The 22,432-nt window shown below is 60.6% G+C and carries 21 protein-coding genes; 10 read left to right on the top strand and 11 right to left on the bottom strand.

Going from position 1 to position 22,432, the window contains the following annotated elements:
- Positions 1-203 precede the first annotated feature (203 nt).
- The 7 genes from V6P94_RS05045 to V6P94_RS05015 all read left to right on the top strand — a co-directional run bounded on the left by V6P94_RS05045 (position 204) and on the right by V6P94_RS05015 (position 8,433).
- Positions 204-2,138, top strand: coding sequence for a putative nucleotidyltransferase substrate binding domain-containing protein (locus V6P94_RS05045; protein ID WP_326398590.1), 1,935 nt, complete (start codon positions 204-206; stop codon positions 2,136-2,138).
- Positions 2,135-2,845, top strand: a complete 711-nt coding sequence (locus V6P94_RS05040) for a 3'-5' exonuclease (RefSeq protein WP_326398591.1) — start codon at positions 2,135-2,137, stop codon at positions 2,843-2,845. Before V6P94_RS05045 ends, V6P94_RS05040 begins: the two co-directional genes overlap by 4 nt.
- Before the next feature lie 202 nt (positions 2,846-3,047).
- Entirely contained in the window at positions 3,048-3,572 is a 525-nt protein-coding gene (locus V6P94_RS05035; RefSeq protein WP_326398592.1) for an RNA polymerase sigma factor, read from the top strand.
- Positions 3,569-4,546: a FecR family protein gene (locus tag V6P94_RS05030; RefSeq protein WP_338649055.1), complete on the top strand. Its 978-nt coding sequence runs from the start codon at positions 3,569-3,571 to the stop codon at positions 4,544-4,546. Before V6P94_RS05035 ends, V6P94_RS05030 begins: the two co-directional genes overlap by 4 nt.
- Positions 4,547-4,635: 89 nt before the next feature.
- Positions 4,636-7,071: a TonB-dependent siderophore receptor gene (locus tag V6P94_RS05025; RefSeq protein WP_219262849.1), complete on the top strand. Its 2,436-nt coding sequence runs from the start codon at positions 4,636-4,638 to the stop codon at positions 7,069-7,071.
- Between the two features lie 76 nt (positions 7,072-7,147).
- Positions 7,148-8,260, top strand: coding sequence for a PepSY-associated TM helix domain-containing protein (locus V6P94_RS05020; protein WP_326398594.1), 1,113 nt, complete (start codon positions 7,148-7,150; stop codon positions 8,258-8,260).
- The gene (locus V6P94_RS05015; protein ID WP_219262847.1) at positions 8,257-8,433 is read left to right on the top strand and encodes a hypothetical protein; all 177 of its coding nucleotides are present in this window, start codon (positions 8,257-8,259) and stop codon (positions 8,431-8,433) included. Before V6P94_RS05020 ends, V6P94_RS05015 begins: the two co-directional genes overlap by 4 nt.
- Positions 8,434-8,527: 94 nt before the next feature.
- On the opposite strand, the gene V6P94_RS05010 is transcribed toward V6P94_RS05015, so the two are convergent.
- The gene (locus tag V6P94_RS05010; RefSeq protein WP_133075259.1) at positions 8,528-9,028 is read right to left on the bottom strand and encodes an ATP-dependent zinc protease; all 501 of its coding nucleotides are present in this window, start codon (positions 9,026-9,028) and stop codon (positions 8,528-8,530) included.
- 46 nt (positions 9,029-9,074) lie between these two features.
- Positions 9,075-9,632 (bottom strand): DUF2780 domain-containing protein, encoded by a 558-nt coding sequence (locus tag V6P94_RS05005; RefSeq protein WP_133075258.1) that lies wholly within the window; start codon positions 9,630-9,632, stop codon positions 9,075-9,077.
- A gap of 180 nt (positions 9,633-9,812) precedes the next feature.
- On the opposite strand from V6P94_RS05005, the gene V6P94_RS05000 reads away from it, so the two are divergent.
- Both V6P94_RS05000 and V6P94_RS04995 read left to right on the top strand, forming a co-directional pair.
- Entirely contained in the window at positions 9,813-10,445 is a 633-nt protein-coding gene (locus tag V6P94_RS05000; RefSeq protein ID WP_133075257.1) for an RNA polymerase sigma factor, read from the top strand.
- Positions 10,442-11,116, top strand: coding sequence for an anti-sigma factor domain-containing protein (locus V6P94_RS04995; RefSeq protein WP_219262846.1), 675 nt, complete (start codon positions 10,442-10,444; stop codon positions 11,114-11,116). The genes V6P94_RS05000 and V6P94_RS04995 overlap by 4 nt, the downstream gene beginning before the upstream one ends.
- Before the next feature lie 114 nt (positions 11,117-11,230).
- Here V6P94_RS04995 and fdhA read toward each other — a convergent pair whose 3' ends face one another.
- The 7 genes from fdhA to glyA form a co-directional block, all read right to left on the bottom strand.
- On the bottom strand, positions 11,231-12,430 hold the full coding sequence (gene fdhA / locus V6P94_RS04990; protein ID WP_133075255.1) for a formaldehyde dehydrogenase, glutathione-independent: 1,200 nt from the start codon (positions 12,428-12,430) through the stop codon (positions 11,231-11,233).
- A gap of 65 nt (positions 12,431-12,495) precedes the next feature.
- A complete protein-coding gene (gene purU, locus V6P94_RS04985; protein WP_219262845.1) occupies positions 12,496-13,353 on the bottom strand; it encodes a formyltetrahydrofolate deformylase in 858 nt (285 codons plus the stop codon).
- Positions 13,354-13,500: 147 nt separating this feature from the next.
- Positions 13,501-14,133 carry a sarcosine oxidase subunit gamma gene (locus V6P94_RS04980; RefSeq protein ID WP_133075252.1) on the bottom strand — a complete coding sequence of 211 codons (633 nt, stop codon included), beginning with the start codon at positions 14,131-14,133 and terminating at the stop codon, positions 13,501-13,503.
- A 71-nt stretch (positions 14,134-14,204) separates the two neighbouring features.
- Positions 14,205-17,222, bottom strand: a complete 3,018-nt coding sequence (locus V6P94_RS04975; RefSeq protein WP_133075251.1) for a sarcosine oxidase subunit alpha — start codon at positions 17,220-17,222, stop codon at positions 14,205-14,207.
- Positions 17,219-17,551, bottom strand: coding sequence for a sarcosine oxidase subunit delta (locus V6P94_RS04970; RefSeq protein ID WP_219262843.1), 333 nt, complete (start codon positions 17,549-17,551; stop codon positions 17,219-17,221). Before V6P94_RS04970 ends, V6P94_RS04975 begins: the two co-directional genes overlap by 4 nt.
- 14 nt (positions 17,552-17,565) lie before the next feature.
- Positions 17,566-18,816 (bottom strand): sarcosine oxidase subunit beta, encoded by a 1,251-nt coding sequence (locus V6P94_RS04965; RefSeq protein ID WP_133075249.1) that lies wholly within the window; start codon positions 18,814-18,816, stop codon positions 17,566-17,568.
- 22 nt (positions 18,817-18,838) lie between these two features.
- Complete coding sequence (glyA, locus tag V6P94_RS04960) at positions 18,839-20,092, bottom strand: serine hydroxymethyltransferase (protein WP_219262842.1); 1,254 nt, start codon at positions 20,090-20,092, stop codon at positions 18,839-18,841.
- A gap of 349 nt (positions 20,093-20,441) precedes the next feature.
- Here glyA and V6P94_RS04955 point away from each other — a divergent pair, with 349 nt between their 5' ends.
- Complete coding sequence (locus V6P94_RS04955) at positions 20,442-21,482, top strand: low specificity L-threonine aldolase (protein ID WP_133075247.1); 1,041 nt, start codon at positions 20,442-20,444, stop codon at positions 21,480-21,482.
- 94 nt (positions 21,483-21,576) lie between these two features.
- Here V6P94_RS04955 and V6P94_RS04950 read toward each other — a convergent pair whose 3' ends face one another.
- Both V6P94_RS04950 and V6P94_RS04945 read right to left on the bottom strand, forming a co-directional pair.
- A complete protein-coding gene (locus V6P94_RS04950; protein ID WP_133075246.1) occupies positions 21,577-21,879 on the bottom strand; it encodes a cell division protein ZapA in 303 nt (100 codons plus the stop codon).
- Positions 21,876-22,100: a hypothetical protein gene (locus V6P94_RS04945; protein WP_133075245.1), complete on the bottom strand. Its 225-nt coding sequence runs from the start codon at positions 22,098-22,100 to the stop codon at positions 21,876-21,878. The genes V6P94_RS04950 and V6P94_RS04945 overlap by 4 nt, the downstream gene beginning before the upstream one ends.
- Positions 22,101-22,432 lie beyond the last annotated feature (332 nt).

Here is a 22,432-nt window from a genome sequence, read left to right as displayed (position 1 = left end):
ATTTCCAAGCCTTGCAGTACAAATAATGTACAAAAACCTGTCCGCCTTTTTGAAAGCCGTCTCAGAACCCTGGCCCCATAGACTTACGTCCAATGGGCACCCGCGTGCAGACCGCCGAGCATGAGGGATAGAAGTACGCCATGGGGCGAAGCCCTGTCCGGTCATAACAACAACGGTTAACCACCAACAACGCGGTATCAGTAATGAGTAAATCGGATGCGTTTCTCCAGGCAGGGAAAACCGCGGTGCTACAGAACATTCACGGCACCATGCAGTTTTTGCAGCGATTCCCGCCCTTTAACCAAATGGAAAACACTCACCTGGCGTATCTGGTCGAGCAGTGCCAACTGCGCTTCTATGCCCCCGGCGAAAGCATCATCCGACCGACCGACGGCCCGGTGGAACACTTCTATATCGTCAAGCAGGGCCGTGTGGTGGGCGAGCGCACCCACGTGGGCCGCGAAGAAGCCCAGACCACCTTCGAGATCACCGCTGGCGAGTGCTTCCCGCTTGCCGCCTTGCTGGGCGAGCGCGCCACCCGCACTGAACACCGCGCGGCCGAAGACACGTTTTGCCTGCAACTGAACAAACTCGCATTTATCAAACTGTTTGGCCTGTCCGACGAGTTCCGCGACTTTGCCCTGCGTGGCGTCAGCAGCCTGCTCGACAAGGTCAATCAGCAGGTTCAGCAAAAAGCGGCTGAAACCCTGGGCACCCAATACTCGCTCAATACCCGCCTGGGCGAACTGGCCATGCGCCACCCTGTGACCTGTGCGCCCACCGTCTCGCTGCGCGAAGCCGTACGGCTGATGCACGAACAGCAAGTGGGCAGCATTGTGATCGTCGACGAACACAAATCGCCCCTGGGGATTTTCACCCTGCGCGACCTGCGTCAGGTGGTGGCCAATGGCATTGAGGATTTTGCGCAAGCCATCGAACTGCACATGACACCCGACCCGTTCTACCTGAGCCCGGATAACAGCGCCTTCGACGCCGCCATCGCCATGACCGAACGGCACATTGCCCACGTGTGCCTGGTCAAGGACCAGCGCCTGTGTGGCGTGGTGTCCGAACGCGATCTGTTCTCTCTGCAACGGGTCGATCTGGTCCATCTGGCGCGCACCATCCGCCACGCGCCACGGCTGGATACCCTGATCAACCTGCGCGGTGAAATCGGCCAACTGGTGGAGCGCATGCTGGCCCACGGTGCGTCCTCCACGCAGATCACCCACATCATCACCCAGCTCAACGACCACACCGTATGCCGGGTAATCGAACTGGTGCTGGCTGACAAGGGCGACCCCGGCGTACCGTTTACCTGGCTGTGTTTTGGCAGTGAAGGCCGACGCGAGCAAACCCTGCACACCGACCAGGACAACGGCATTCTGTTCGAGGCCAGGGATGACGCCCAGGCCGCCGAGATTCGCCAGCGCCTGCTACCCATCGCCCAGCAGATCAACCAGCACCTGGCAGCCTGCGGCTTCACCCTGTGCAAGGGCAACATCATGGCCGGCAACCCCGACCTGTGCCTGTCACGCGCCGAGTGGGCCCGCCGTTTTGCCGCATTTATCCGCGAAGCCACCCCTGAAAACCTGCTGGCCTCCGCCATTTATTTCGACCTGCGGGTGGTCTGGGGCGATGAACAGGGCTGTGAGCAACTGCGCCGCGGCATGCTTGGACAGGTCGCCGACAACCGTCTGTTCCAGCGCATGATGGCCGACAACGCACTGCGTCATCGCCCGCCCGTGGGGCGCTTTCGTGAGTTTGTGCTGGAACGCAAAGGCGGCGACAAGGCCACCCTCGACCTCAAGATCCAGGGCCTCACGCCTTTCGTTGACGGCGCGCGCTTGCTGGCGCTGGCCAACGGGGTCGAAGCCAACAATACCCTGGAACGTCTGCGCCAGCTGGTCACCCTGCACGTGATCGAGCCACTGGACGGGGCCGCCTATGAAGAGGCCTATCACTTCATCCAGCAAACCCGCATGCAGCAGCACCAGCTGCAAACCCGGGAAAACCGTGCGTACTCCAACCGCGTCGACCCTGACAGCCTCAACCAGCTGGACCGACGCATCCTGCGTGAAGCCCTGCGCCAGGCCCAGCGCCTGCAAAGCAGCCTGGCCCTGCGGTATCAGCTATGAGCCTGCTGTCATGGTTGTTGCCACGAAAAAAACCGGTGCTCAGCCTTGAGCAGCATCAGCGCCTGCTGCGACTGCCGACCGCCTGCGGGTTGAGCGAGACACCCATGCGCACGCAACGCTGGGTGGTGGTCGATCTGGAAACCACCGGCCTGAACCTCAATCGCGACCAAGTGCTGTCGATCGGTGCGGTGGTCATTGAGGACGGCGCCATTGACTTCAGCCAGGGGTTTGAACGCACCCTGCTGCGCCCCGACAACCCCTTGAGCCCCAGCATGTTGCTCCATGAGCTGGGGCCTGCCGCCATTGCCGCAGGCAGCGACCCGGTCGATGCCCTGCTCGACTTCATGGATTTTGTTGGCGACAGCCCGGTGCTGGCGTTCCATGCGCCGTTTGACCAGCACATGCTCGCCCGTGCCCTCAAGGACAGCCTGGGCTACCGCTTGCAGCATCCGTTTCTGGATGTGGCGGCACTGGCACCCATGCTTTGTCCCCAGGTGAATCTGCGCGAAGCCGGACTTGATCAATGGATCAACCACTTCAACCTGCAGGTCGAAGACCGCCACAACGCCAGCGCAGATGCCCTGGCCACCGCCGAACTGGCGTTGATCCTGTTCAACCGTGCCCGCACCCAAGGCATCGACACCCCCCAGGCCCTGCAACAGCGGCTGAACCAGTGGCAACGGCGCAAGCAGATGCACGGTTTTTAATCTGTGGGAGCGGGCTTGCTCGCGATTCAAACAACCCGGTCCATCAGACACACCGCAGCGATTTCATCGCGAGCAAGCCCGCTCCCACAAAAAATGGTTTTTACCCCTCCCGGTCTGCCATCCGATGAGCGTCAATTGCGTAGGACCATTCCCTCTGACACAATCGCGAATAATTATCGTTAGTTAAAACTTGCCGTCGGTGATGTCTTTGTCGTCAGTCCAAAACCCACACAGTGAGCTGGTTGGAGCGCTTTATCGCGACCATCGCGGCTGGCTGCTGGCGTGGTTGCGGCGTAACGTGGCCTGCCCGCAGCGGGCCGAAGACCTGAGTCAGGACACTTTTGTGCGCCTGCTCGGCCGCCCAGGACTGCAAGCCCCCCGCGAACCACGGGCATTGCTGGCGGCCATCGCCAAGGGCCTGCTGTTCGACTATTTTCGCCGCGCGGCACTGGAGCAGGCCTGGCTCAACGAGCTGATGCTGATCCCCGAGGCCGAACACCCCTCACCCGAAGCCCAGCACCTGATCCTTGAAGACCTCAGGGCCATCGATCGCCTGCTGGGCAAGCTGTCGAGCAAGTCCCGTGCAGCCTTCCTTCACAGCCGTCTGGATGGCCTGACCCACGCTGAAATCGCCGAACGCCTTGGCGTGTCTGTGCCCCGCGTACGCCAGTATCTGGCCCAGGGCATCCGCCAGTGCTATATCGCCTTGTATGGCGAACCGACATGAGCCAGGCCAACACCAAACCGGTTTCCTCTCAGGTGCTGGACGCCGCCATCGCCTGGCAGTTGTGCCTGGATTGCGGCAGCGGCAGTGCCGTGGAGCAGGCCGAATTTGCCAAGTGGTACAGCGCCAGCGAAGAACACGCCCGCGCGTGGCTGCAACTGGGCATGCTCGATCAGCGCTTCAGCACTACCAGCATCCCGGCGCGCAACGCCTTGCTCAATGCCCGCAACGGCGTACAGGGACAGGTGCGCAAAATCGGCAGTGGCCTGGCCAGTATCGCGCTGGTATGTGGGCTGGCCTTGTTCGCCGGTAAAAACTACCTGCCCATTGATTACTGGATGGCCGACCAGCGCACCGCCACCGGCGAACAACGCCAGTTGCGCCTGGCCGATGGCACGCTGCTCAACCTCAACACCCACAGCGCAGTCGATGTGCAGTTTGATGAAACGACCCGACGCATCATCCTGCAGGAAGGCGAGATCATGGTTGAGACCGGCCATGGCGACCCTCGACCGTTTATCGTGCAAACCCGCGACGGCAGCCTGCGCGCACTGGGCACACGGTTCATGGTCAAGGGCGAAGACGACGGCACGCGCCTGAGCGTGCTGCAATCGCGAGTCGAAGCACACCCTGAGAACAGCGCAGACCACATCATCTATAGCGAAGGCCAGCAGGTCCTGATGCGCCGCGACCGCCTGGGCCAGATGCTCACCCTCAGCCCGGGGGCAGACGCCTGGACGCGGGGCATGCTGGTGCTGGACAACGTGCGCCTGGCCGACATGGTCAGCGAACTCAGTCGCTATCACGTCGGCCATCTGGGCGTAGGCCCCGAAGTCGCCGACCTGCGCATCACCGGCAGCTTTCCACTGAACAACATCGAACGGTCGCTCAATGCCTTGCAGCCGACCTTGCCAGTGCGTATCGAGCAACGTACCCCGTGGTGGATCACCGTCAGCGCCAAACCGTCGGCGAACTGAATCTAAATTATTTTCAATCAGCCCTATCACTTTTCAACTCTCATCCGGCAGAGAGGCATCAGAAACATTTCCATTCAGGAACCCGCCGAATGTCCCGCTCCCTCGACACGTTGTTGCGCCCCAGCCTGTTAGCCATCGCCATCGCCCTCTGCGCCCCGTTGACCAGTACCGTTCTGGTTGCTGGCGAGCAGGCATCGTCTGCGCGCAGCTACAACCTGCCCGCCGGACCCTTGGCGGCCACCCTGAATCAGATCGCCAGCCAGGCCGGCATCACCCTGGCCATCGACTCGTCCTTGCTGGCGGGCAAAACTTCGGCGCCGGTCAAAGGTACGTTCGAGGCCACGACTGCATTGCGTGAAGCATTGCAGGGGAGCGGGTTGCAGCTGGTGCCCGGCACTGCTGGCAGCTTCACACTGATCGAAATCCCCCAGGGTGCGTTGGCCCTGGAGGCAACGACTATCTCTGGCCAGGGCAATTACGAAAGCGCCTGGGGCCCGGTTGATGGCTACCTGGCCCAGCGCACAGCGTCGGGCACCAAAACCGATACCTCTTTGGCAGAAGCTCCGCGCTCCATCTCCGTTGCCACACGCAGCCAGATGCAGGACAGGGCAGTGCAGAACCTGGATGACGCGGTGCGCTATATGCCCGGCGTTACGGCCAGCAGTTACGGCAGCGACAGCCGCTCGGAGTGGCTGAAGGTACGTGGTTTTGAACCGACCCAGTTTCTGGACGGCCTGCCGCTGCCCAAGGGTTCCTACACCATGCCCAAGCTGGAAACCTGGGACCTGGAGCGCGTAGCCCTGCTCCGTGGCCCGGCATCATCGGTTTACGGCCAGACACCTGCTGGCGGCTTGCTGGACATGGTCAGCCGTCGCCCGCAAGACACCCCAAGCCATGAAGTGCAGGTACAAGTCGGCAGCTACCAGCGCAAGCAGATCAGCTTCGACAGCACCGGCCCGATTGATGATGAAGGGCAATTCTTGTATCGAGTCAGCGGCGTGGTACGCGACAGCAACACTGCAATCGATCATAACGAAGACAAACGCTACAACATCGCGCCCAGCCTGACCTGGAACATCAACGAAGACACCAAGCTGACGTTCCTCAGCCAGTTCAATCGTGACGACACCGGCATCACCAGCCAGTTCTTGCCGATCCAGGGCACCAAAGTGGACTCACCAGCGGGCAAGGTGAAGTTTCACGAGAACCTGGGTGATCCAAAGTGGGAGTTCTACGACAAAACCTACTACGCACTCGGCTACGCCTTTGAGCACCGTTTTGATGATGTGTGGCAGTTCCGCCAGAACCTGCGCTACACCAAAAGTGATCTGTCCTTCCAGGGCATCACGGCAGGCGGTTATTACGGTTCGGTTGCCGACGACGGCACTCTGCAGCGCGGCGCCAATATCGTGAACGAGGACATCAGTCAATTCGCCGTGGATAACAACTTCCAGGCGGACTTCAACACCGGCACCCTCAAGCACACCGTACTGATCGGGCTCGACCACCAGCGCGTCAACACCAACTATAAATGGCAATACGGCGCTGCCCCGGCCAGCAACATAATCAACCCGATCTACGGGCAAGACTTCAGCAACGTCCAATACACCGCCTATAACGACTACAACCAGAAAACCCGTGATACCGGCCTCTACCTGCAAGACCAGATGGCGCTGGATAACTGGCGTTTGACCCTGGGCGGACGCCAGGACTGGCTGCACACCGACACCACGTTCTACAACGAAAACAACGCTCGCGACAAACGTGACGACAGCGCCTTCACCGGCAATGCCGCGCTGAGCTATGTGTTCGATTCAGGCTTCACACCTTACGTTTCCTATGCCGAATCGTTCCAGGCCGAGCCGGGTGGCTTTGGCGGCAAGGCCTTCAAACCCGGCACAGGCAAGCAATACGAAGTGGGTCTCAAGTACCAGCCACCCGGCACCGAGATGCTGTTCACGGCAGCCGTGTATGACCTGACCCGCAAAAACATTGTGCTCAGCGATACCCTGGGTGTCAGCCGACCACTGGGTGAAGCCAACGTACGCGGTGTAGAACTGGAGGCCGTGGGCAACGTCAACGACAACCTGAAGCTGACAGCCGCCTACACCTACGCCAACACCAAAATGACCAAGGTGTCCGACCCGCTGGACAAGAACCGTCCACTGCCACTGACGCCTGAACATCAGGCATCCATCTGGGCTGACTACACCTGGCACAAAGGCGTGCTGGATGGCTTCGGCGTGGGCTTTGGCGCTCGCTACATTGGTGAAACCGACAACATTGCGATCGGCAGCATGGCCTATGTGCCGGATGCTTCCTACGGGCACACCGATGCTTACACCGTCTACGACGCAGCCGTGCATTACGACCTCTCCAAGGTCAGTAAAACGCTCAAGGGTGCCACGGTCTCGGTTAATGCCAACAACGTATTCGACAAGGAATACCTGTCGACCTGCGACGGTTTCTACTGCTACTACGGCGATCGCCGCAACGTAATGGCCAGCGTCAACTACAAGTGGTAACCCGCCAAGGGACACCTGACTCCTGTGGGAATGGGCTTGCCCGCTCCCACAGAGGGTTTACGCATTCAGGATTTTCATGAAAAGCAAAACCATCCGCCGCTGGTCCTTTGTCCACACCTGGACCAGCCTGATTTGCACCGCGTTTTTGCTGATGCTGGCACTGACCGGTTTGCCGTTGATTTTTCACCATGAAATCGACCACCTGCTGGGCGATGCGCCGCAGGTCAAGGAACTGCCCGCCGACACCCCGACGCTCGACCTGCAACAACTGGTACGCGCCGCCGAAGCTCATCGGCCTGGCGAGGTCATGCAGTACTTCGGCTGGGAAGAAGACGAACCCAATGCCGCCCTCACGATCATGGCGGCCACCGCGGGCACCGAGCCCAACTCGTCCCACACCTTTATGCTCGATGCGCGCACCGGCGAGGCCATAGAGGTTCCGTCAGCCAATGGCGGGATCATGATGGTCATGCTGCGCCTTCACGTAGACATGTTCGCCGGGCTGCCCGGCAAGCTGCTGCTGGCCTTCATGGGTCTGCTGTTTGTGCTGGCGATCATCTCCGGCACGGTGCTGTATCTACCCTTCATGCGCCGCCACGAATTCGCGACGGTGCGCACCGACAAGTCCACCCGCTTGCGCTGGCTCGACCTGCACAACCTGCTTGGCGCCGTGACCCTGACCTGGGCCCTGGTGGTGGGCGTGACCGGCGTGATCAGCGCCTGCGCCGACCTGATCATCGCCGCCTGGCGCAATGACAGCCTCAGCGCCATGATCGAACCCTACCGCGAGGCCCCGCCCCTGACCCGTCTCGCCCCGGCCAGCCAACTGCTGGAGATCGCCGCAAAAGCCGCGCCCGACATGCGCCTGGACTTTATCGCCTTCCCCGGCACACGCTTCTCCAGCGAACACCATTACGCCGTGTTCATGAAAGGCAGCACGCACCTGACCTCGCACCTGCTGACACCGGTATTGATCGATGCCAGCACCCTTGCCGTCACTGCAGTGGCCGGACGGCCGTGGTACATGGATGCGATGGGCATGTCCCAGCCGCTGCACTTTGGCGACTACGGCGGCATGCCGATGAAAGTCCTCTGGGCAGCCCTCGACCTGCTGACCATCGTGGTGCTCGCCAGCGGCTTGTACCTGTGGTGGGTGCGTCGACGTGCGGCCAGGGAGAACGCTCGATGAGGCCGCGTCAGTCGAACTTCTGGAAGGTGTTTTCCATCCCGCTGGCCATTGGGCTTGTGAGCGTGACCGGATTGTTCAGCGCGCTACTGGGTGACGGCGCGTGGGACATCTTGAGCTGGATCGGGCTGGGGATCCCGGTGTGGATCAGTGTGCGCGGTTTGCTCAAGCGCTGAGCAGGCGGGAGCTGGCTTGCCTGCGATGCAATCGACTCGGTCTTGCAGTTAAAGCGCGTCGATACCATCGCGAGCAAGCCCGCTCCCACCTAAATCAGCAATCGGGCTTGTCTGCCGTGTAACGACGGGCCGGGTTCACCGCGGCACCAAACTCGCGCAGCGCCTTGGCGCCGATCAGCAACGGATAGTTGAAGCTGCTGCGATCGGTGAGGTTGACCTCCACGGTGCGCTTGACGTTACCCAGGCACATCTCCAGGTCGACCACCGGGCGCTTGGCACTTTCGGGGACTTCTTTCTCATCATCTTCATCGGCGCGGCTCTTGATTTTGCTGATGCGCGCCACTTTATGCTCGTACACCTTGCTGCTCGCGCCTTCGGTCGCCAGTTGGAAGCGGACCCACTCGTCACCATCACGGGTAAAGGTCTGAATGTTCTTGGCCGACAGCGACGCCGTCAGGGCACCGGTGTCCATCTTGGCTTTGAGGGTTTCACCAATTTCCGGCAACTTGATGTATTCGTAACGCCCGTACAGGGTCGGCTCGGCCGCCATCACCGGCAACGCCAATACAGACAGCAACACAAAAACAGACCTCATGCGGGCACTTCCTTTTAAAGAGAATACGGTGTGAAAGTTGCCAGCCTTAAACGCCCCAGGCGCTGCCCAGCTTGCTCAGCAGCGAAGTGCTGACGTTCTGGCCCTTGAAGTACTCCAGCAATACCGGGGCAAACTTGGCAACCATGCCGTCCTGCATGCCCAGGGCTGTGAATGCACTGTTCAACTGGTCGGTGTTGGCCACGTTGCTGACGGCGCTGGTCGCGGTCTCGGACACGCCACTGGATTTGCCCAGCAGGCCGCCCAACTGGCTCAACTGGCCCAGTGCACCGGCGCCAGCCAGTTTGTTGACGCCCGGCACTTGCTGGGTCAGTTCGGAATAGTCGCTGGAGGTCAGCTGGTTTTTCGCCAGGCTCAACATCGCGCCGATACCGCCCGCCGCCTGCTCAGGCTTTACACCCAGCTCGTTGACTTTGGTCAGCATTTGCACCGCTTGCGCCGACTTGTCGGTGGTCGCGCCATTGCCGTTGGCACCCTGCACTTGCGCCGCCACGTTGGCCACGTCGCTCAGGCTGAAACCTGCAAACACCGGGCTCGCTGCCACGGTCATCAATGTTGCCAGTGCCACGCCGCTCAACTTATTCATCGCTTCAACCTCCAGAACCAAAAAACCGCCTGCAATAGAGCGGTAAAACTATGTCTATGACCCAAAACCCCAGCAGATGTTCCCAGGTGCCACTATCGGATCAAACGGGCCGCAATCTTAATTGAAAACCGCTGCATCCGCTGTGCCCTTGCCTGCGTATACAGGACACAGAGGTGCCACATGATTGGAACAACCACACAGCCTGAACTAACCTCAACCGACGACTGGTCTGATGCCCTGACTGTGTTTGACGGGAGAGTGGCTATTTTAATTACCGATGCCGATGACCTTGCAACGCTCTTGGCCCAATGTTCACTGGGCAATCGCCGCGCCTTCGAAACCCTCTACCGCACCGTGGCACCGCGCCTGCACAGCGTGGCACTGCGCTGCATGGGCCGCAGCGACCTGGCGCAAGACGTGGTACAGGAAAGCTTTGTGCGCATCTGGCACAACGCCCCCCGCTATGAAGCTCACTTGTCGGCCCCTCTGACCTGGATGATCACCATCACTCGCAACCTGGCCATCGACCAGCTGCGCAAACATCGCGAACTGCCCTTGAGTGACCTGCAGCAAGACACCTTGGCCGATGAGAGTCCCAGCGCCCATGAGCAACTGGACAGCGCCCGGGCGGCCAGCGCCCTTGGCCATTGCCTTGAACGACTGGAAGGCATGCAGCGCCAGAGCATCACCATCGCCTATTTTCAGGGGCTGAGTGCCAGCGAACTGGCGCACACCCTTGATGCACCGCTGGGGTCGGTCAAATCCTGGATCCGCCGGGGCATGGAGCGACTGCGCAGGTGCCTTGAGTCATGAACTATCAAACCCCTGAACGGCGCCGTGCGCTGGCCGCCGATTACGCCATCGGCCTGATGCCGCCCACCGCCCGCAAACGTTTCGAAAACCTGCTGCTGGACGATACCGACCTGCGTAGCGAGCTGGCCCACTGGCAGAACCACCTCACCCAACTGACCGAGCCCCTGATCGAGCAACCTGTGCCCGAGCACGTGTGGCACGCCATCGTGGCGCGCATTGAACCGCAAACACTCCATGTACCGCCAAAGCGTGCGTTCTGGAACTGGCTGCGGTTGGGTGCGGTTGCCTGTTCGTTGCTGGTCGCCTTGACCGTGGGCCTGCTCTACAACCACGACAGCGTCCAGTACAAAGCAACTCTGCTCAGCGGCACCGCTCAGCCCGGCCTGAGGATCGAGGCCCACGCCGATTACCTGAAGGTTCGACCGCTTGAGCTGAGCGCGGTTGAGGCAGGACGCAGTCTGGAATTGTGGGCGATTCCGGTTGAGGGCAAACCGGTGTCCCTGGGGCTGATCCCCGCGGATGGCGATGGTCGGATAGCCCTGAGCCAGAGCCAGCAGCAATTGATCAGGGTTCCGGTGGTACTGGCGGTGAGTCTTGAGCCGCAGGGCGGCTCACCAACCGGGCAGCCAACCGGCCCCGTGTTGTATCAGGGGCCGCTGGCGACACTGTAAACCAACCTGTAGTCGCTGCCGCAGGCTGCGATAAGGGCCTCAGGCCCTTCAAGGCAGGATCGCTGCGCAATCCATCGCAGCCTGCGGCAGCGACTACACAGTCAGTTGTGGCTTTTAAGCCTTGCTGAACATCCGGTGCGGATCGATCACAAACTTCTTCGGCACACCGGCATCGAACTCGCCATAGCCCCGTGGTGCCTCGTCCAGGCTGATCACCTCAACGCCCACGATATCGGCGATCTTGATCCGGTCCCACATGATGGCCTGCATCAGTTGGCGGTTGTATTTCATGACCGGGGTCTGCCCGGTATGGAAGCTGTGGGATTTGGCCCAGCCCAGACCAAAGCGGATGCTCAGGCTGCCCATTTTCGCGGCTGCATCGACGGCACCCGGATCTTCGGTGACGTACAGCCCCGGAATACCGATTTTGCCCGCCACCCGCACCACGCCCATCAGTGAGTTGAGCACCGTGGCCGGCGCCTCGTGTTTCACCCCGTCATGCCCGTGACCCCGGGCTTCAAAGCCCACGGCATCGACGGCGCAATCCACTTCCGGCTCGCCCAGCAGCTCGGCAATCTGTTCGTGCAATGGCGTGTCTTTGGACAGGTCGGCAATTTCAAACCCCTGTGCCTTGGCGTGAGCCAGGCGAATCGGATTCACGTCACCCACGATCACGACCGCAGCGCCCAGCAAACGCGCCGAAGCCGCCGCGGCCAGGCCTACGGGGCCGGCGCCTGCGATATAGACCGTACTGCCGGGGCCAACACCTGCGGTGACAGCACCGTGATAGCCGGTTGGCAGGATGTCGGAGAGGCACGTCAGGTCACGAATCTTTTCCATCGACGCGTCACGATAAGGCAGCTTGAGCAGGTTGAAATCGGCATAAGGCACCAATACATATTCAGCCTGACCGCCGACCCAATCGCCCATGTCCACATACCCATAGGCACCGCCGGGACGGGCCGGGTTGACGGTCAGACAGACGCCGGTGTTTTGCTCCTTGCAACTGCGGCAACGCCCGCACGCCACGTTGAACGGCACCGATACCAGGTCGCCGACTTTCAGATGCTCCACATCGCGCCCGGCCTCGATCACCTCGCCAGTGATCTCATGGCCCAGCACCAGCCCGGTTTGCGCCGTGGTACGGCCACGCACCATATGCTGATCGGAGCCACAGATGTTGGTCGATACCACACGCAGGATCACGCCGTGGTGGATGGGCTTGCCTTGAGGGTTTTGCATCTTCGGGAAAGGAATGCTTTGCACTTCAACCTGGCCATTGCCCAGGTACACCACACCGCGATTGTCAGCCATCGTATTCACCCTTGTTGTTATTGGAGAGATTACTTGCTGCAGCCAGCTTAGAACGTGCCGCGCCCCTACAGCACCACCGTACGACCTCCATTTAGGAAAACGCGCCGCTCTATGTGATAGCCCACACCGCGAGCCAGCGTCTGGGCCTCGATGTCGCGGCCCTTGGCGATCAGGTCTTCGGGATAGTGGCTGTGGTCGACCACTTCCACGCCCTGGGCAATGATCGGGCCTTCGTCCAGGTCGTTATTGATGTAGTGCGCCGTAGCGCCCACCAGCTTGACGCCCTTTTCGTAGGCCTGGTGGTAGGGCTTGGCGCCCTTGAAACCGGGCAGCAGGGAGTGGTGAATATTGATCGCCTTGCCGTCGAGCTTGCGACACAGCTCAGGAGACAGCACTTGCATGTAACGGGCGAGGATCACCAGTTCGGCGCCAGTGTCTTCGATCACCTGCCACACCTTTGCTTCTTGCGCCGGTTTGTTGAGCGGATCCAGAGCGAAGTGGTGGTAAGGGATGCCGTGCCAGCTTGCCAGCGGCTCCAGGTCGGGGTGATTGGACACCACGGCCACCACGTCCATCGACAACTGGCCGATGCGCTGGCGATAGAGCAGGTCATTGAGGCAGTGATCGGCCTTGGACACCATGATCAGCACTTTGGGCCGGTGATGGGGTGGCGTCAGTTCGAACGTCATGCCGAACGCCTGGCCACGCTCGGCCAGGCCTGCGCGAAAGGCGTGCTCGTCAAACCTGTCGGGCTGACGAAACTCCACGCGAATAAAGAATCGCGCCGAGCGCTGATCGTCGAAGGAATGGTGCTCGGTGACGTAGCAACTGTGCTCGAACAGATAACGCGTGACCGCATCCACCGTGCCCAGCAGGCTCGGGCAGTCCGCGGTGAGAATCCAGGTATCGGGCGCGCGGCTCATGGGGTGCTCCTTGATGGGTATTGGAACGCACACGACCTGTGTGGGAGCGGGCTTGCTCGCGCTGCAAACAACACGGTACATCCGGATGACCGTGGTGCTGCAATCGCGAGCAAGCCCGCTCCCACAGAGGCGCAGGCAGGATCATATTTACGCTTCGACGTTCAGCCCGTACTCCGCTGCTGCATCCTGCAACCATAACCACCAGTAGTCCGAAAAGCTGCGGCGGATAAGCAGCTCCCATGTGTCTTCAGCCGTGTGGCGAATCACCAGCTGCGACTTGGCGAACACGGTGCCCACCGCCTTGCCCACCGGGAAGTTGTCCGGATGGACGTCATAGCTGGTGGACTTCATCAGCACTTCGCGCACCTTTGGCCCGCTCAGTTCCAGCAGTTGTTGCCCGCCGCTGACGTTGACCACCGAGATATGCAGCCCGGCCAGTGCTGCACGCAACGCTTGCTCCACGGCGAATTCCTGGCCTCCGGGTACGATCAGCAACCACTCATCCGGCCCCATCCATTGCAACGATGTCTCGTCTTTGGCCACCAGGCTCAGGGCCACCGGCAATTCCAGGCCCAGGGCCTTGTGCACGCCTTCGGCAAAGGCCGGGTCTTTGGCGTCGCCGCGAAGGGTCAAATGGCCCAGCAGTTTTTTCTCGCGCACGGTCACGCCAGGGTTTTTGCGGCCCTTGCCGATCAGGCCCGCGAGATTGGCCTGGTGTAACGATGACTCGGCTTTGGCGCCCGAGTCCGGGCGCTGTTGGTATACGTTGGCTGTGGTCATGGGTCACCCGCTCAATTCTGTGTAGTTTGGTCTGCCGTCATCGCGGGCAAGCCCGCTGCCACAGGTGTCACTCAAATATTCTGGCGCTCGCCTTTCGGGTCGAAGAACACCGAAGAAACGATTTCAGCCTCGATCACGCTGCCGTCGGCCTGGGGCGAAAACACACGTTCGCCGATGCGCTTCAAGCCGCCCTTGACCACACCCATTGCAAACGAATAACCCAGTGAGTTGTGGGCATAGCTGGAGGTCACGTGACCCACCATCGTCATCGGGATTGCCTGCTTGGGATCGAACACCAGCTGCGCGCCCTCAGGCAGCCACTTGGTCGGATCTACCGGCTTGAGGCCCACCAGCTGTTTGCGTTGTTCACGCACGCAGTCTTCGCGGTTCATGCCACGCCAGCCGAGCCACGAGAACGGCTTGGTACGACCCACACACCAGCCCATGTTCAAGTCGTCCGGGGTCATGGACCCGTCGGTGTCCTGGCCGACAATGATGAAACCCTTCTCGGCCCGCAGCACGTGCATGGTCTCGGTGCCATAGGGGGTGAGGTTGTATTGCTTGCCCGCCTCGACGATTTTTTCCAGCACGCCCATCGCGTAGTCCGCCTGGATATTGACCTCGTACGACAGCTCACCCGTAAACGAGATGCGGAACACCCGCGCCGGAACACCGCCTACCAGCCCTTCTTTCCAGGTCATGAACGGGAACGCTTCACGGTCCAGATCGATATCCGTGACTTCGCTCAGCAGCTTGCGGCTGTTGGGCCCGGACAGGGTCAGCGTCGCGTAGTGGTCGGTCACGGAAGTGAAGTACACCTTCAGTTCAGGCCATTCGGTCTGCTGGTAGATTTCCAGCCATTGCAGTACCCGTGCTGCGCCACCGGTGGTGGTGGTCATGACAAAGTGATTGTCGGCCAGACAGGCCGTTACGCCGTCGTCGAACACCATGCCGTCTTCTTTGCACATCAGGCCGTAGCGAGCCTTGCCCACATCGAGCTTGGTCCAGGCGTTGGTGTAAATGCGGTTAAGGAATTCCCGCGCATCCGGGCCCTGAATGTCGATTTTGCCCAGGGTGGAGGCATCGAGAATACCGACGCTGTCACGCACCGCCTGGCACTCGCGCTTGACCGCTGTGTGCAGGTCTTCGCCATTACGCGGGAAGTACCACGGACGCTTCCATTGGCCCACATCTTCAAACTCGGCACCCTGCTTGACGTGCCAGGCTTGCAGCGCGGTGTAACGCACCGGTTCGAAAATATGCCCGCAATGGCGACCCGCCACGGCGCCGAACGTCACCGGCGTGTAGTTGGGGCGGAACATGGTGGTGCCCATCTGCGGGATGGTTACATTCAGCGAGCGTGCGGCGATGGCCAGCCCGTTGACGTTGCCCAGCTTGCCCTGATCGGTACCGAAGCCCAGCGCGGTGTAGCGTTTTACGTGTTCGACCGACTCGAAACCTTCACGGGTTGCCAGTTCGATGGCCGCGGCGGTGACGTCGTTCTGCAGGTCGACAAATTGTTTGGGCGCCCGTGCAGTGCCCTTTTCATGGGGCACGTGAAACAGTGCCAGTGTTGGCTCCTGGTGCTGGTTCAGGGCTTTGGGCAACACGCCCTCTACCGCTTTGAAGCCGGCCTCGCTGGCAGCACGCACGCCCCCTTCGAACCCATCGGCCAGGCTGTCGCCCAGCCCGTAGACACCGTTGATGCCGCCCACGCACACCCGTTTTTGCGGTGCTTCGCCGGGTACGAAACCCAGAATATCTTCGCGCCAGGTGGGTTTGCCGCCCAGGTGCGAGGCCAGATGCACCACCGGGCTGTAACCGCCCGAAGTGGCAACCAGATCGCATTCCAGCCATTCGCCGGGGCTGGCGACACTGTTGGTTTTAAGGTCAATCGCGGCCACACGGGCACCGGTCACGTGTTTGCTGCCACGGGTTTCGATCACCGCGCTGGCGGTCAGAATACGGATGCCCTTGGCCCGCGCCGCTTCTACCAGTGCGCCGCGAGGGTTGCTGCGCGCATCGGCGACAGCCACCACTTGCTGGCCTGCATCGATCCAGTCCAGAGCAACGCGGTAGGCGTGGTCATTGTTGGTACTGAGCACCAGTTTTTTACCCGGTGCCACGCCGTAACGGCGCACGTAAGTCGACACTGCGCCCGCCAGCATATTGCCCGGCACGTCGTTGTTGCCGTACACCAATGGCCGCTCGCAGGCGCCGGTCGCCAGGACTACACGCTTGGCCCGAACCCGGTGAATGCGCTGACGAACCTGGCCAATCGGTGCGCGATCACCCAGATGGTCGGTGAGGCGCTCGTGGATGGTCAGGAAGTTGTGGTCGTGATAGCCGTTGACTGTCGCCCGAGGCAAAAGCGTCACGCCCGGCAATGCCTTGAGTTCAGCGATGACTTTAGCAACCCATTCCATCGCCGGTTTGCCGTCCAGGCTTTCGCGGCTGTCGAGCAGGCTGCCGCCAAACTCTTCCTGCTCATCGGCCACGATCACCCGCGCGCCGCTGCGTGCTGCAGCCAGTGCCGCCGCCAGGCCTGAAGGCCCTGCGCCGACGATCAGTACGTCGCAGTGATGGTTCATGTAGTCGTAGGTGTCGGGGTCGTTCTGGGTCGGCGAACGGCCCAGGCCTGCCGCCTTGCGGATGTACTTCTCGTACGTCATCCAGAACGATTGCGGGTACATGAACGTTTTGTAGTAGAAGCCCGGCGGCATCAGCTTGCCGCCAACCTTGCCCAGGATCCCCATCACATCATTGTTGACGTTGGGCCAGCCGTTGGTGCTGGTGGCAACCAGGCCCTGGTACAACGCCTGCTGCGTAGCGCGCACGTTAGGAATCTGGGTCGCTTCGGTGGCGCCGATCTGCAGCACCGCGTTGGGCTCTTCGGCACCGGCGGCATAAATGCCCCGAGGCCGGGAATATTTAAAGCTGCGACCAATGACGTCGACACCATTGGCCAGCAGCGCTGCGGCCAGGCTGTCGCCCTCGTAGCCTTTGTATTGTTGACCGTTGAAGGTAAAGGTCAGCACTTTGCTGCGGTCTACGCGGCCGCCATTAGGCAAGCGATGGGTCTGGCTCATACCTTTTCTCCCTGCTCGCGGGTGGCCGTGGTGATCAGTGGTGCCGCCTGTTCAGTGAACTGCGGCTGGGTGCCAATCAGGTAGGTTTCAAGAATTTCGTAGGTCACGGTGTTGCGCGTGGCGTTGAAGAACTGGCGGCAACCGGCGACGTGGTTCCACAGTTCGTGGTGCAGGCCGCGAGGGTTGTCGCGAAAGAACAGGTAGTCGCCCCACTCGGCGTCGGTGCAGGCCGCGGGGTCCAGCGGGCGCGGGATGTGCGCCTGGCCGCTGGCATGGAATTCCTCTTCGGAGCGCAGTTCGCCGCAATGGGGACAGAAGATATGAAGCATGAGTGTTTCTCCTGTTAGTGGGCGACAGCGGCAGCGCCGTGTTCGTCGATCAGGGCGCCGGTGTGGAACCGGTCAATGGAAAACGGTGCAGCCAATGGGTGCATCTCGCCCTTGGCCAGACTGGCGGCAAACACGTTGCCCGAGCCCGGCGTGGCCTTGAAGCCACCCGTACCCCAGCCGCAGTTGAAGAACAGATTCGGCACCGGGGTCTTGGAGATGATCGGGCAAGCATCGGGAGTGGTGTCGACGATGCCGCCCCACTGGCGGTTCATGCGCACGCGGGACAACACCGGGAACATTTCCACAATGGCCTGAATCGTGTGTTCGATCACCGGGTACGAACCGCGCTGACCGTAGCCGTTGTAGCCGTCGATCCCGGCACCGATCACCAGGTCGCCCTTGTCGGACTGGCTGATGTAGCCGTGAACCGCGTTGGACATGATCACGCTGTCGATGATTGGCTTGATCGGCTCCGACACCAGCGCTTGCAGCGGGTGGGATTCAATCGGCAGGCGGAAACCGGCCTGACGGGCCATGTGCCCGGAGTTACCGGCCGTCACCACGCCTACGCGCTTGGCACCGATAAAACCCTTGCTGGTTTCAACGCCGATGCACACGCCGTTTTCCTTGCGAAAACCGAGCACTTCGGTTTGCTGGATCAGGTCTACACCCAGCGCATCCGCAGCCCGGGCAAAACCCCAGGCCACGGCATCGTGACGGGCCACACCGCCACGGCGCTGTACGGTGGCGCCGATAATCGGGTAACGGGTATTTTTTGAGCAATCGAGGTACGGGATCTCGTCCGCCACTTGCTTGGCGTCAAGCAGTTCACCATCCACGCCGTTGAGGCGGTTGGCGCTGACCCGGCGCTCCGAGTCACGTATGTCTTGCAAGGTATGGCACAGGTTGTAGACACCGCGCTGGGAGAACATGACGTTGTAGTTCAAGTCCTGGGACAAGCCTTCCCAAAGCTTCATCGCGTGTTCGTACAGGTGCGCCGACTCGTCCCACAAATAGTTGGAACGCACGATGGTGGTGTTGCGCGCCGTGTTGCCGCCGCCCAGCCAGCCCTTCTCGACCACGGCCACGTTGGTGATGCCGTGCTCCTTGGCCAGATAGTAGGCAGTGGCCAGCCCGTGGCCGCCACCGCCGACGATGACCACGTCGTAGACCTTTTTAGGGGTCGGCGTGCGCCACATCTTCTGCCAGTTTTCATGGTGGCTGAGGGAGTGTTTGAAGAGGCCGAAGCCTGAATACCGTTGCATAGGGTTTACTCCAAAAACGCGCTCAGCGATAAACCGGGAAGTCTTTGCACAGCGAGGTCACCTGGCGTGCCACGTCGGCCTCGATATCGGCATCGCCGAGGTGATCGAGGATGTCGCAGATCCAGCCCGCCAGTTCCGTGCACTGCGCCACTTTGAAACCGCGCGTGGTCACTGCCGGGGTACCGATGCGCAGGCCCGACGTCACGAACGGTGATTGCGGGTCATTGGGCACCGCATTTTTATTGACCGTGATATGAGCACGGCCCAGGGCTGCGTCGGCGTCTTTGCCGGTCAGGCCCTGACGGATCAGGCTGAGCAGGAACAGATGGTTGTCGGTGCCGCCCGAGACCACGTCGAAGCCACGCTTGATAAACACTTCGGCCATCGCCTGAGCGTTGTCGATGACCTGCTTTTGATAGGTCTTGAAGCCCGGCTCCAGGGCTTCTTTAAAGCACACCGCCTTGGCCGCGATCACATGCATCAGCGGACCGCCCTGGCCACCGGGGAACACGGCCGAGTTGAGTTTCTTTTCCAGGGCTTCGTTGGACTTGGCCAGGATCAACCCGCCGCGGGGGCCGCGCAGGGTTTTGTGGGTGGTGGTGGTGACCACGTCAGCGTAGGGCAGCGGGTTGGGGTACAGCCCCGCCGCGACCAGGCCGGCCACGTGGGCCATGTCGACAAACAGGTAGGCACCCACCTTGTCGGCAATCTGGCGAAAGCGCGGAAAGTCGAGGAATTTGGAGTAAGCCGAGAAGCCGGCAATGATCATCTTTGGCTGATGCTCAACGGCCAGACGTTCTACTTCGTCGTAGTCGATCAGCCCGGTGGTGGTGTCGATGCCGTACTGCACGGCGTTGTACAACTTGCCGGAGAAGCTGACGCTGGCGCCGTGGGTCAAGTGCCCGCCGTGGGCCAGGCTCATGCCCAGCACGGTGTCACCGGCATTGAGCAACGCCAGGTACACGGCCGCATTCGCCTGGCTGCCGGAGTGAGGTTGCACGTTGGCATAATCGGCGCCGAACAGTTGTTTGGCGCGGTCGATGGCCAGCTGCTCGACTTTATCCACATGTTCGCAGCCGCCGTAATAGCGCTTGCCCGGATAGCCTTCGGCGTACTTGTTGGTCAGGCCGCTGCCTTGGGCCTCCATCACACGCTGGCTGGTGTAGTTCTCGGAGGCAATCAGCTCGATGTGATCTTCCTGGCGCTGATCTTCGGCATTCATGGCCGCTAACAAGGCATCGTCGTAACCCTGGATCTGATCCTGCTTGCTGAACATTGCGTGTCTCCCAGCGCCAGCGCGCCTTTGGTCTCGGTGGGGCGTATGCCCTTTGAGCCAGATGGTAGAGCTGGCGCAGGCAGATCAAATGCCTATGGACGCCACGCAATGGTGCGTTTACGACATGGTTTCGCATAACCCTGTAGGAGCGGGCTTGCTCGCGATACTGGCGGCGCGGTTTGTCTGGCAAACCCGGGCGATGCCACCGCGAGCGAGCCCCCTCCCACACTTTTATTACGGGACTTTGAGCTATTCTTTTGTAAGGGTTTTCCGCACTTTGAGTCGTGCCTGTGCACCCGACAAAATCTTGGATAAAGTGCACGACACAATTCGACCAAGGAACCGGGAAATGACTGACAAGAGCCAACAATTCGCCAGCGACAACTACTCCGGTATCTGCCCTGAAGTCTGGACCGCCATGGAACTGGCCAACCACGGTCATCAACGCTCTTATGGCGATGACGAGTGGACCCTGCGCGCTGCCAACGACTTTCGCAAACTGTTCGAAACCGACTGCGAAGTCTATTTTGCCTTCAACGGTACTGCGGCCAACTCCCTGGCCCTGTCATCGTTGTGCCAGAGTTTCCACAGCGTGATCTGCTCCGAGACCGCCCACGTCGAGACCGACGAATGCGGCGCGCCTGAATTCTTTTCCAACGGCTCCAAGCTGCTGATCGCCCGCACTGAAAACGGCAAGATCACCCCCGAATCGATCCGCGAAATCGCCCTCAAGCGCAAAGACATCCACTATCCAAAGCCGCGAGTGGTGACCATCACCCAGGCCACGGAAGTCGGCAGCGTGTACCGCCCTGAAGAAATTCGTGCCATCAGCGACACCTGCAAGGAGCTGGGCCTGTTGCTGCACATGGACGGTGCCCGCTTCTCCAACGCATGCGCCTTCCTCGGCTGCACGCCCGCAGAGCTGAGCTGGAAAGCCGGTGTGGATGTACTGTGCTTTGGCGGGACCAAAAATGGCATGGCGGTGGGTGAAGCGATTCTGTTCTTCGACCACACCCTGTCGGTGGACTTCGACTACCGCTGCAAACAGGCCGGTCAACTGGCGTCGAAGATGCGCTTTTTGTCGGCACCCTGGGTGGGCTTGCTGGAAAACGACGCATGGCTCAAACACTCACGCCACGCCAACCACTGCGCGCAGTTGCTGAGCCAGTTGGTGAGTGACATTCCGGGGGTTGAACTGATGTTCCCCGTGGAAGCCAATGGCGTGTTCCTGCAACTGTCGGAACCGGCCGTGGCTGCGCTGACCGCCAAGGGCTGGCGCTTCTATACCTTTATCGGCAAAGGCGGCGCACGTTTCATGTGTTCCTGGGACACCGAAGAGGCACGGGTACGGGAACTGGCGGCGGATATTCGCGAAGTGATGGCGGGGTAAAAACAGCCTGATTCCCTGTAGTCGCTGCCGAAGGCTGCGATAAGGTCCGCAGGACCTTCAGCCTTGGGCAGCGACTACAGAGTATTGCGAAGTGTCAGGATTGCCCTAACGTTCGCTCAATCACATCGACCGTGGCGCTGACTTGCTCTTGATAACGGTCGAGTTCCTGTTTGTGGCTCAGTTGCAGCTCAATCTGCTTGGAACACAGATTCAGCGCTGCCAGCACCAACAGCTTGTCCCCGATCAGGCTCGGGTACTTTCTTTTCGTTTCGGCCAGGGCGGCTTTCAACATGACCGTGGCCGCCATCAGGGTCTTTTGCTCCCCCTCCGGCGCTTTGATCGTGTAGTCGTTACCCAAAATCGAGACGACATTTACTCCGTCTCTGTCCACGCTCATGCGCTGACAGGGCTCGCGCGCTCAACCAGTGCCTGAATGCGGGCTGCGGTTGCGCCTTGTTTCTCTTCCTGTTCCATCAGGGTCAGTTGCAGGCTTTCGTTTTCGTCTTTGGCCAGAGCCAGTTCAGCGCTCAGCTGTTCGTTGGCGTCCAGCAGTTCTTGCTTTTGCTGAACCAGGTCGCTGACCAGTTGTTCCAGTTTGCTAAGGGATGACTCAATCATGGTGGTGTTCTCAAGCAGTTTCGGAGGGCGCGTACGATAAAGAAAAGTCACCGCCTAAGCTAGCGGCGACCTTGCTTTACCCGCCTTAAAGACTGCCTATTTGCTACTCAGTTCCCCGCCCGGTGACCCAGAGGCACGTTTCAAGGGGTAAAAACCACCCACGACCTGCTTTCACCGGCAGTGAAATGTGCCCTTGATCACGCTGCAACACGACACACCATGGCCATCGAAAACAAACCCTATCTATCCAAGTGCGCAACTTGTTGCACACTTGGATAAAGACCACTTGCTTATTTACCGCTACTAATCAAGCCGTTATTAACCTGTAGAAA

Origin of the sequence: Pseudomonas sp. ML2-2023-3 (assembly GCF_037055275.1) — a bacterium.
Classification (GTDB): domain Bacteria; phylum Pseudomonadota; class Gammaproteobacteria; order Pseudomonadales; family Pseudomonadaceae; genus Aquipseudomonas.
This window is presented reverse-complemented; position numbering and strand designations above follow the sequence as displayed.

Coding starts and splice junctions, on each gene's coding strand:
- V6P94_RS04965 (WP_133075249.1), bottom strand. CDS start 18,816: ATGCAACGGTATTCAGGCTTCGGCCTCTTCAAACACTCCCTCAGCCAC.
- V6P94_RS05025 (WP_219262849.1), top strand. CDS start 4,636: ATGTCCCGCTCCCTCGACACGTTGTTGCGCCCCAGCCTGTTAGCCATC.
- V6P94_RS04945 (WP_133075245.1), bottom strand. CDS start 22,100: ATGATTGAGTCATCCCTTAGCAAACTGGAACAACTGGTCAGCGACCTG.
- purU (WP_219262845.1), bottom strand. CDS start 13,353: ATGAGCCGCGCGCCCGATACCTGGATTCTCACCGCGGACTGCCCGAGC.
- V6P94_RS05035 (WP_326398592.1), top strand. CDS start 3,048: ATGTCTTTGTCGTCAGTCCAAAACCCACACAGTGAGCTGGTTGGAGCG.
- glyA (WP_219262842.1), bottom strand. CDS start 20,092: ATGTTCAGCAAGCAGGATCAGATCCAGGGTTACGACGATGCCTTGTTA.
- V6P94_RS05040 (WP_326398591.1), top strand. CDS start 2,135: ATGAGCCTGCTGTCATGGTTGTTGCCACGAAAAAAACCGGTGCTCAGC.
- V6P94_RS05030 (WP_338649055.1), top strand. CDS start 3,569: ATGAGCCAGGCCAACACCAAACCGGTTTCCTCTCAGGTGCTGGACGCC.
- V6P94_RS04950 (WP_133075246.1), bottom strand. CDS start 21,879: ATGAGCGTGGACAGAGACGGAGTAAATGTCGTCTCGATTTTGGGTAAC.
- V6P94_RS05000 (WP_133075257.1), top strand. CDS start 9,813: ATGATTGGAACAACCACACAGCCTGAACTAACCTCAACCGACGACTGG.
- V6P94_RS04980 (WP_133075252.1), bottom strand. CDS start 14,133: ATGACCACAGCCAACGTATACCAACAGCGCCCGGACTCGGGCGCCAAA.
- V6P94_RS04955 (WP_133075247.1), top strand. CDS start 20,442: ATGACTGACAAGAGCCAACAATTCGCCAGCGACAACTACTCCGGTATC.
- V6P94_RS05045 (WP_326398590.1), top strand. CDS start 204: ATGAGTAAATCGGATGCGTTTCTCCAGGCAGGGAAAACCGCGGTGCTA.
- V6P94_RS04995 (WP_219262846.1), top strand. CDS start 10,442: ATGAACTATCAAACCCCTGAACGGCGCCGTGCGCTGGCCGCCGATTAC.
- V6P94_RS05015 (WP_219262847.1), top strand. CDS start 8,257: ATGAGGCCGCGTCAGTCGAACTTCTGGAAGGTGTTTTCCATCCCGCTG.
- V6P94_RS05005 (WP_133075258.1), bottom strand. CDS start 9,632: ATGAATAAGTTGAGCGGCGTGGCACTGGCAACATTGATGACCGTGGCA.
- V6P94_RS04975 (WP_133075251.1), bottom strand. CDS start 17,222: ATGAGCCAGACCCATCGCTTGCCTAATGGCGGCCGCGTAGACCGCAGC.
- V6P94_RS05010 (WP_133075259.1), bottom strand. CDS start 9,028: ATGAGGTCTGTTTTTGTGTTGCTGTCTGTATTGGCGTTGCCGGTGATG.
- V6P94_RS04970 (WP_219262843.1), bottom strand. CDS start 17,551: ATGCTTCATATCTTCTGTCCCCATTGCGGCGAACTGCGCTCCGAAGAG.
- fdhA (WP_133075255.1), bottom strand. CDS start 12,430: ATGGCTGACAATCGCGGTGTGGTGTACCTGGGCAATGGCCAGGTTGAA.
- V6P94_RS05020 (WP_326398594.1), top strand. CDS start 7,148: ATGAAAAGCAAAACCATCCGCCGCTGGTCCTTTGTCCACACCTGGACC.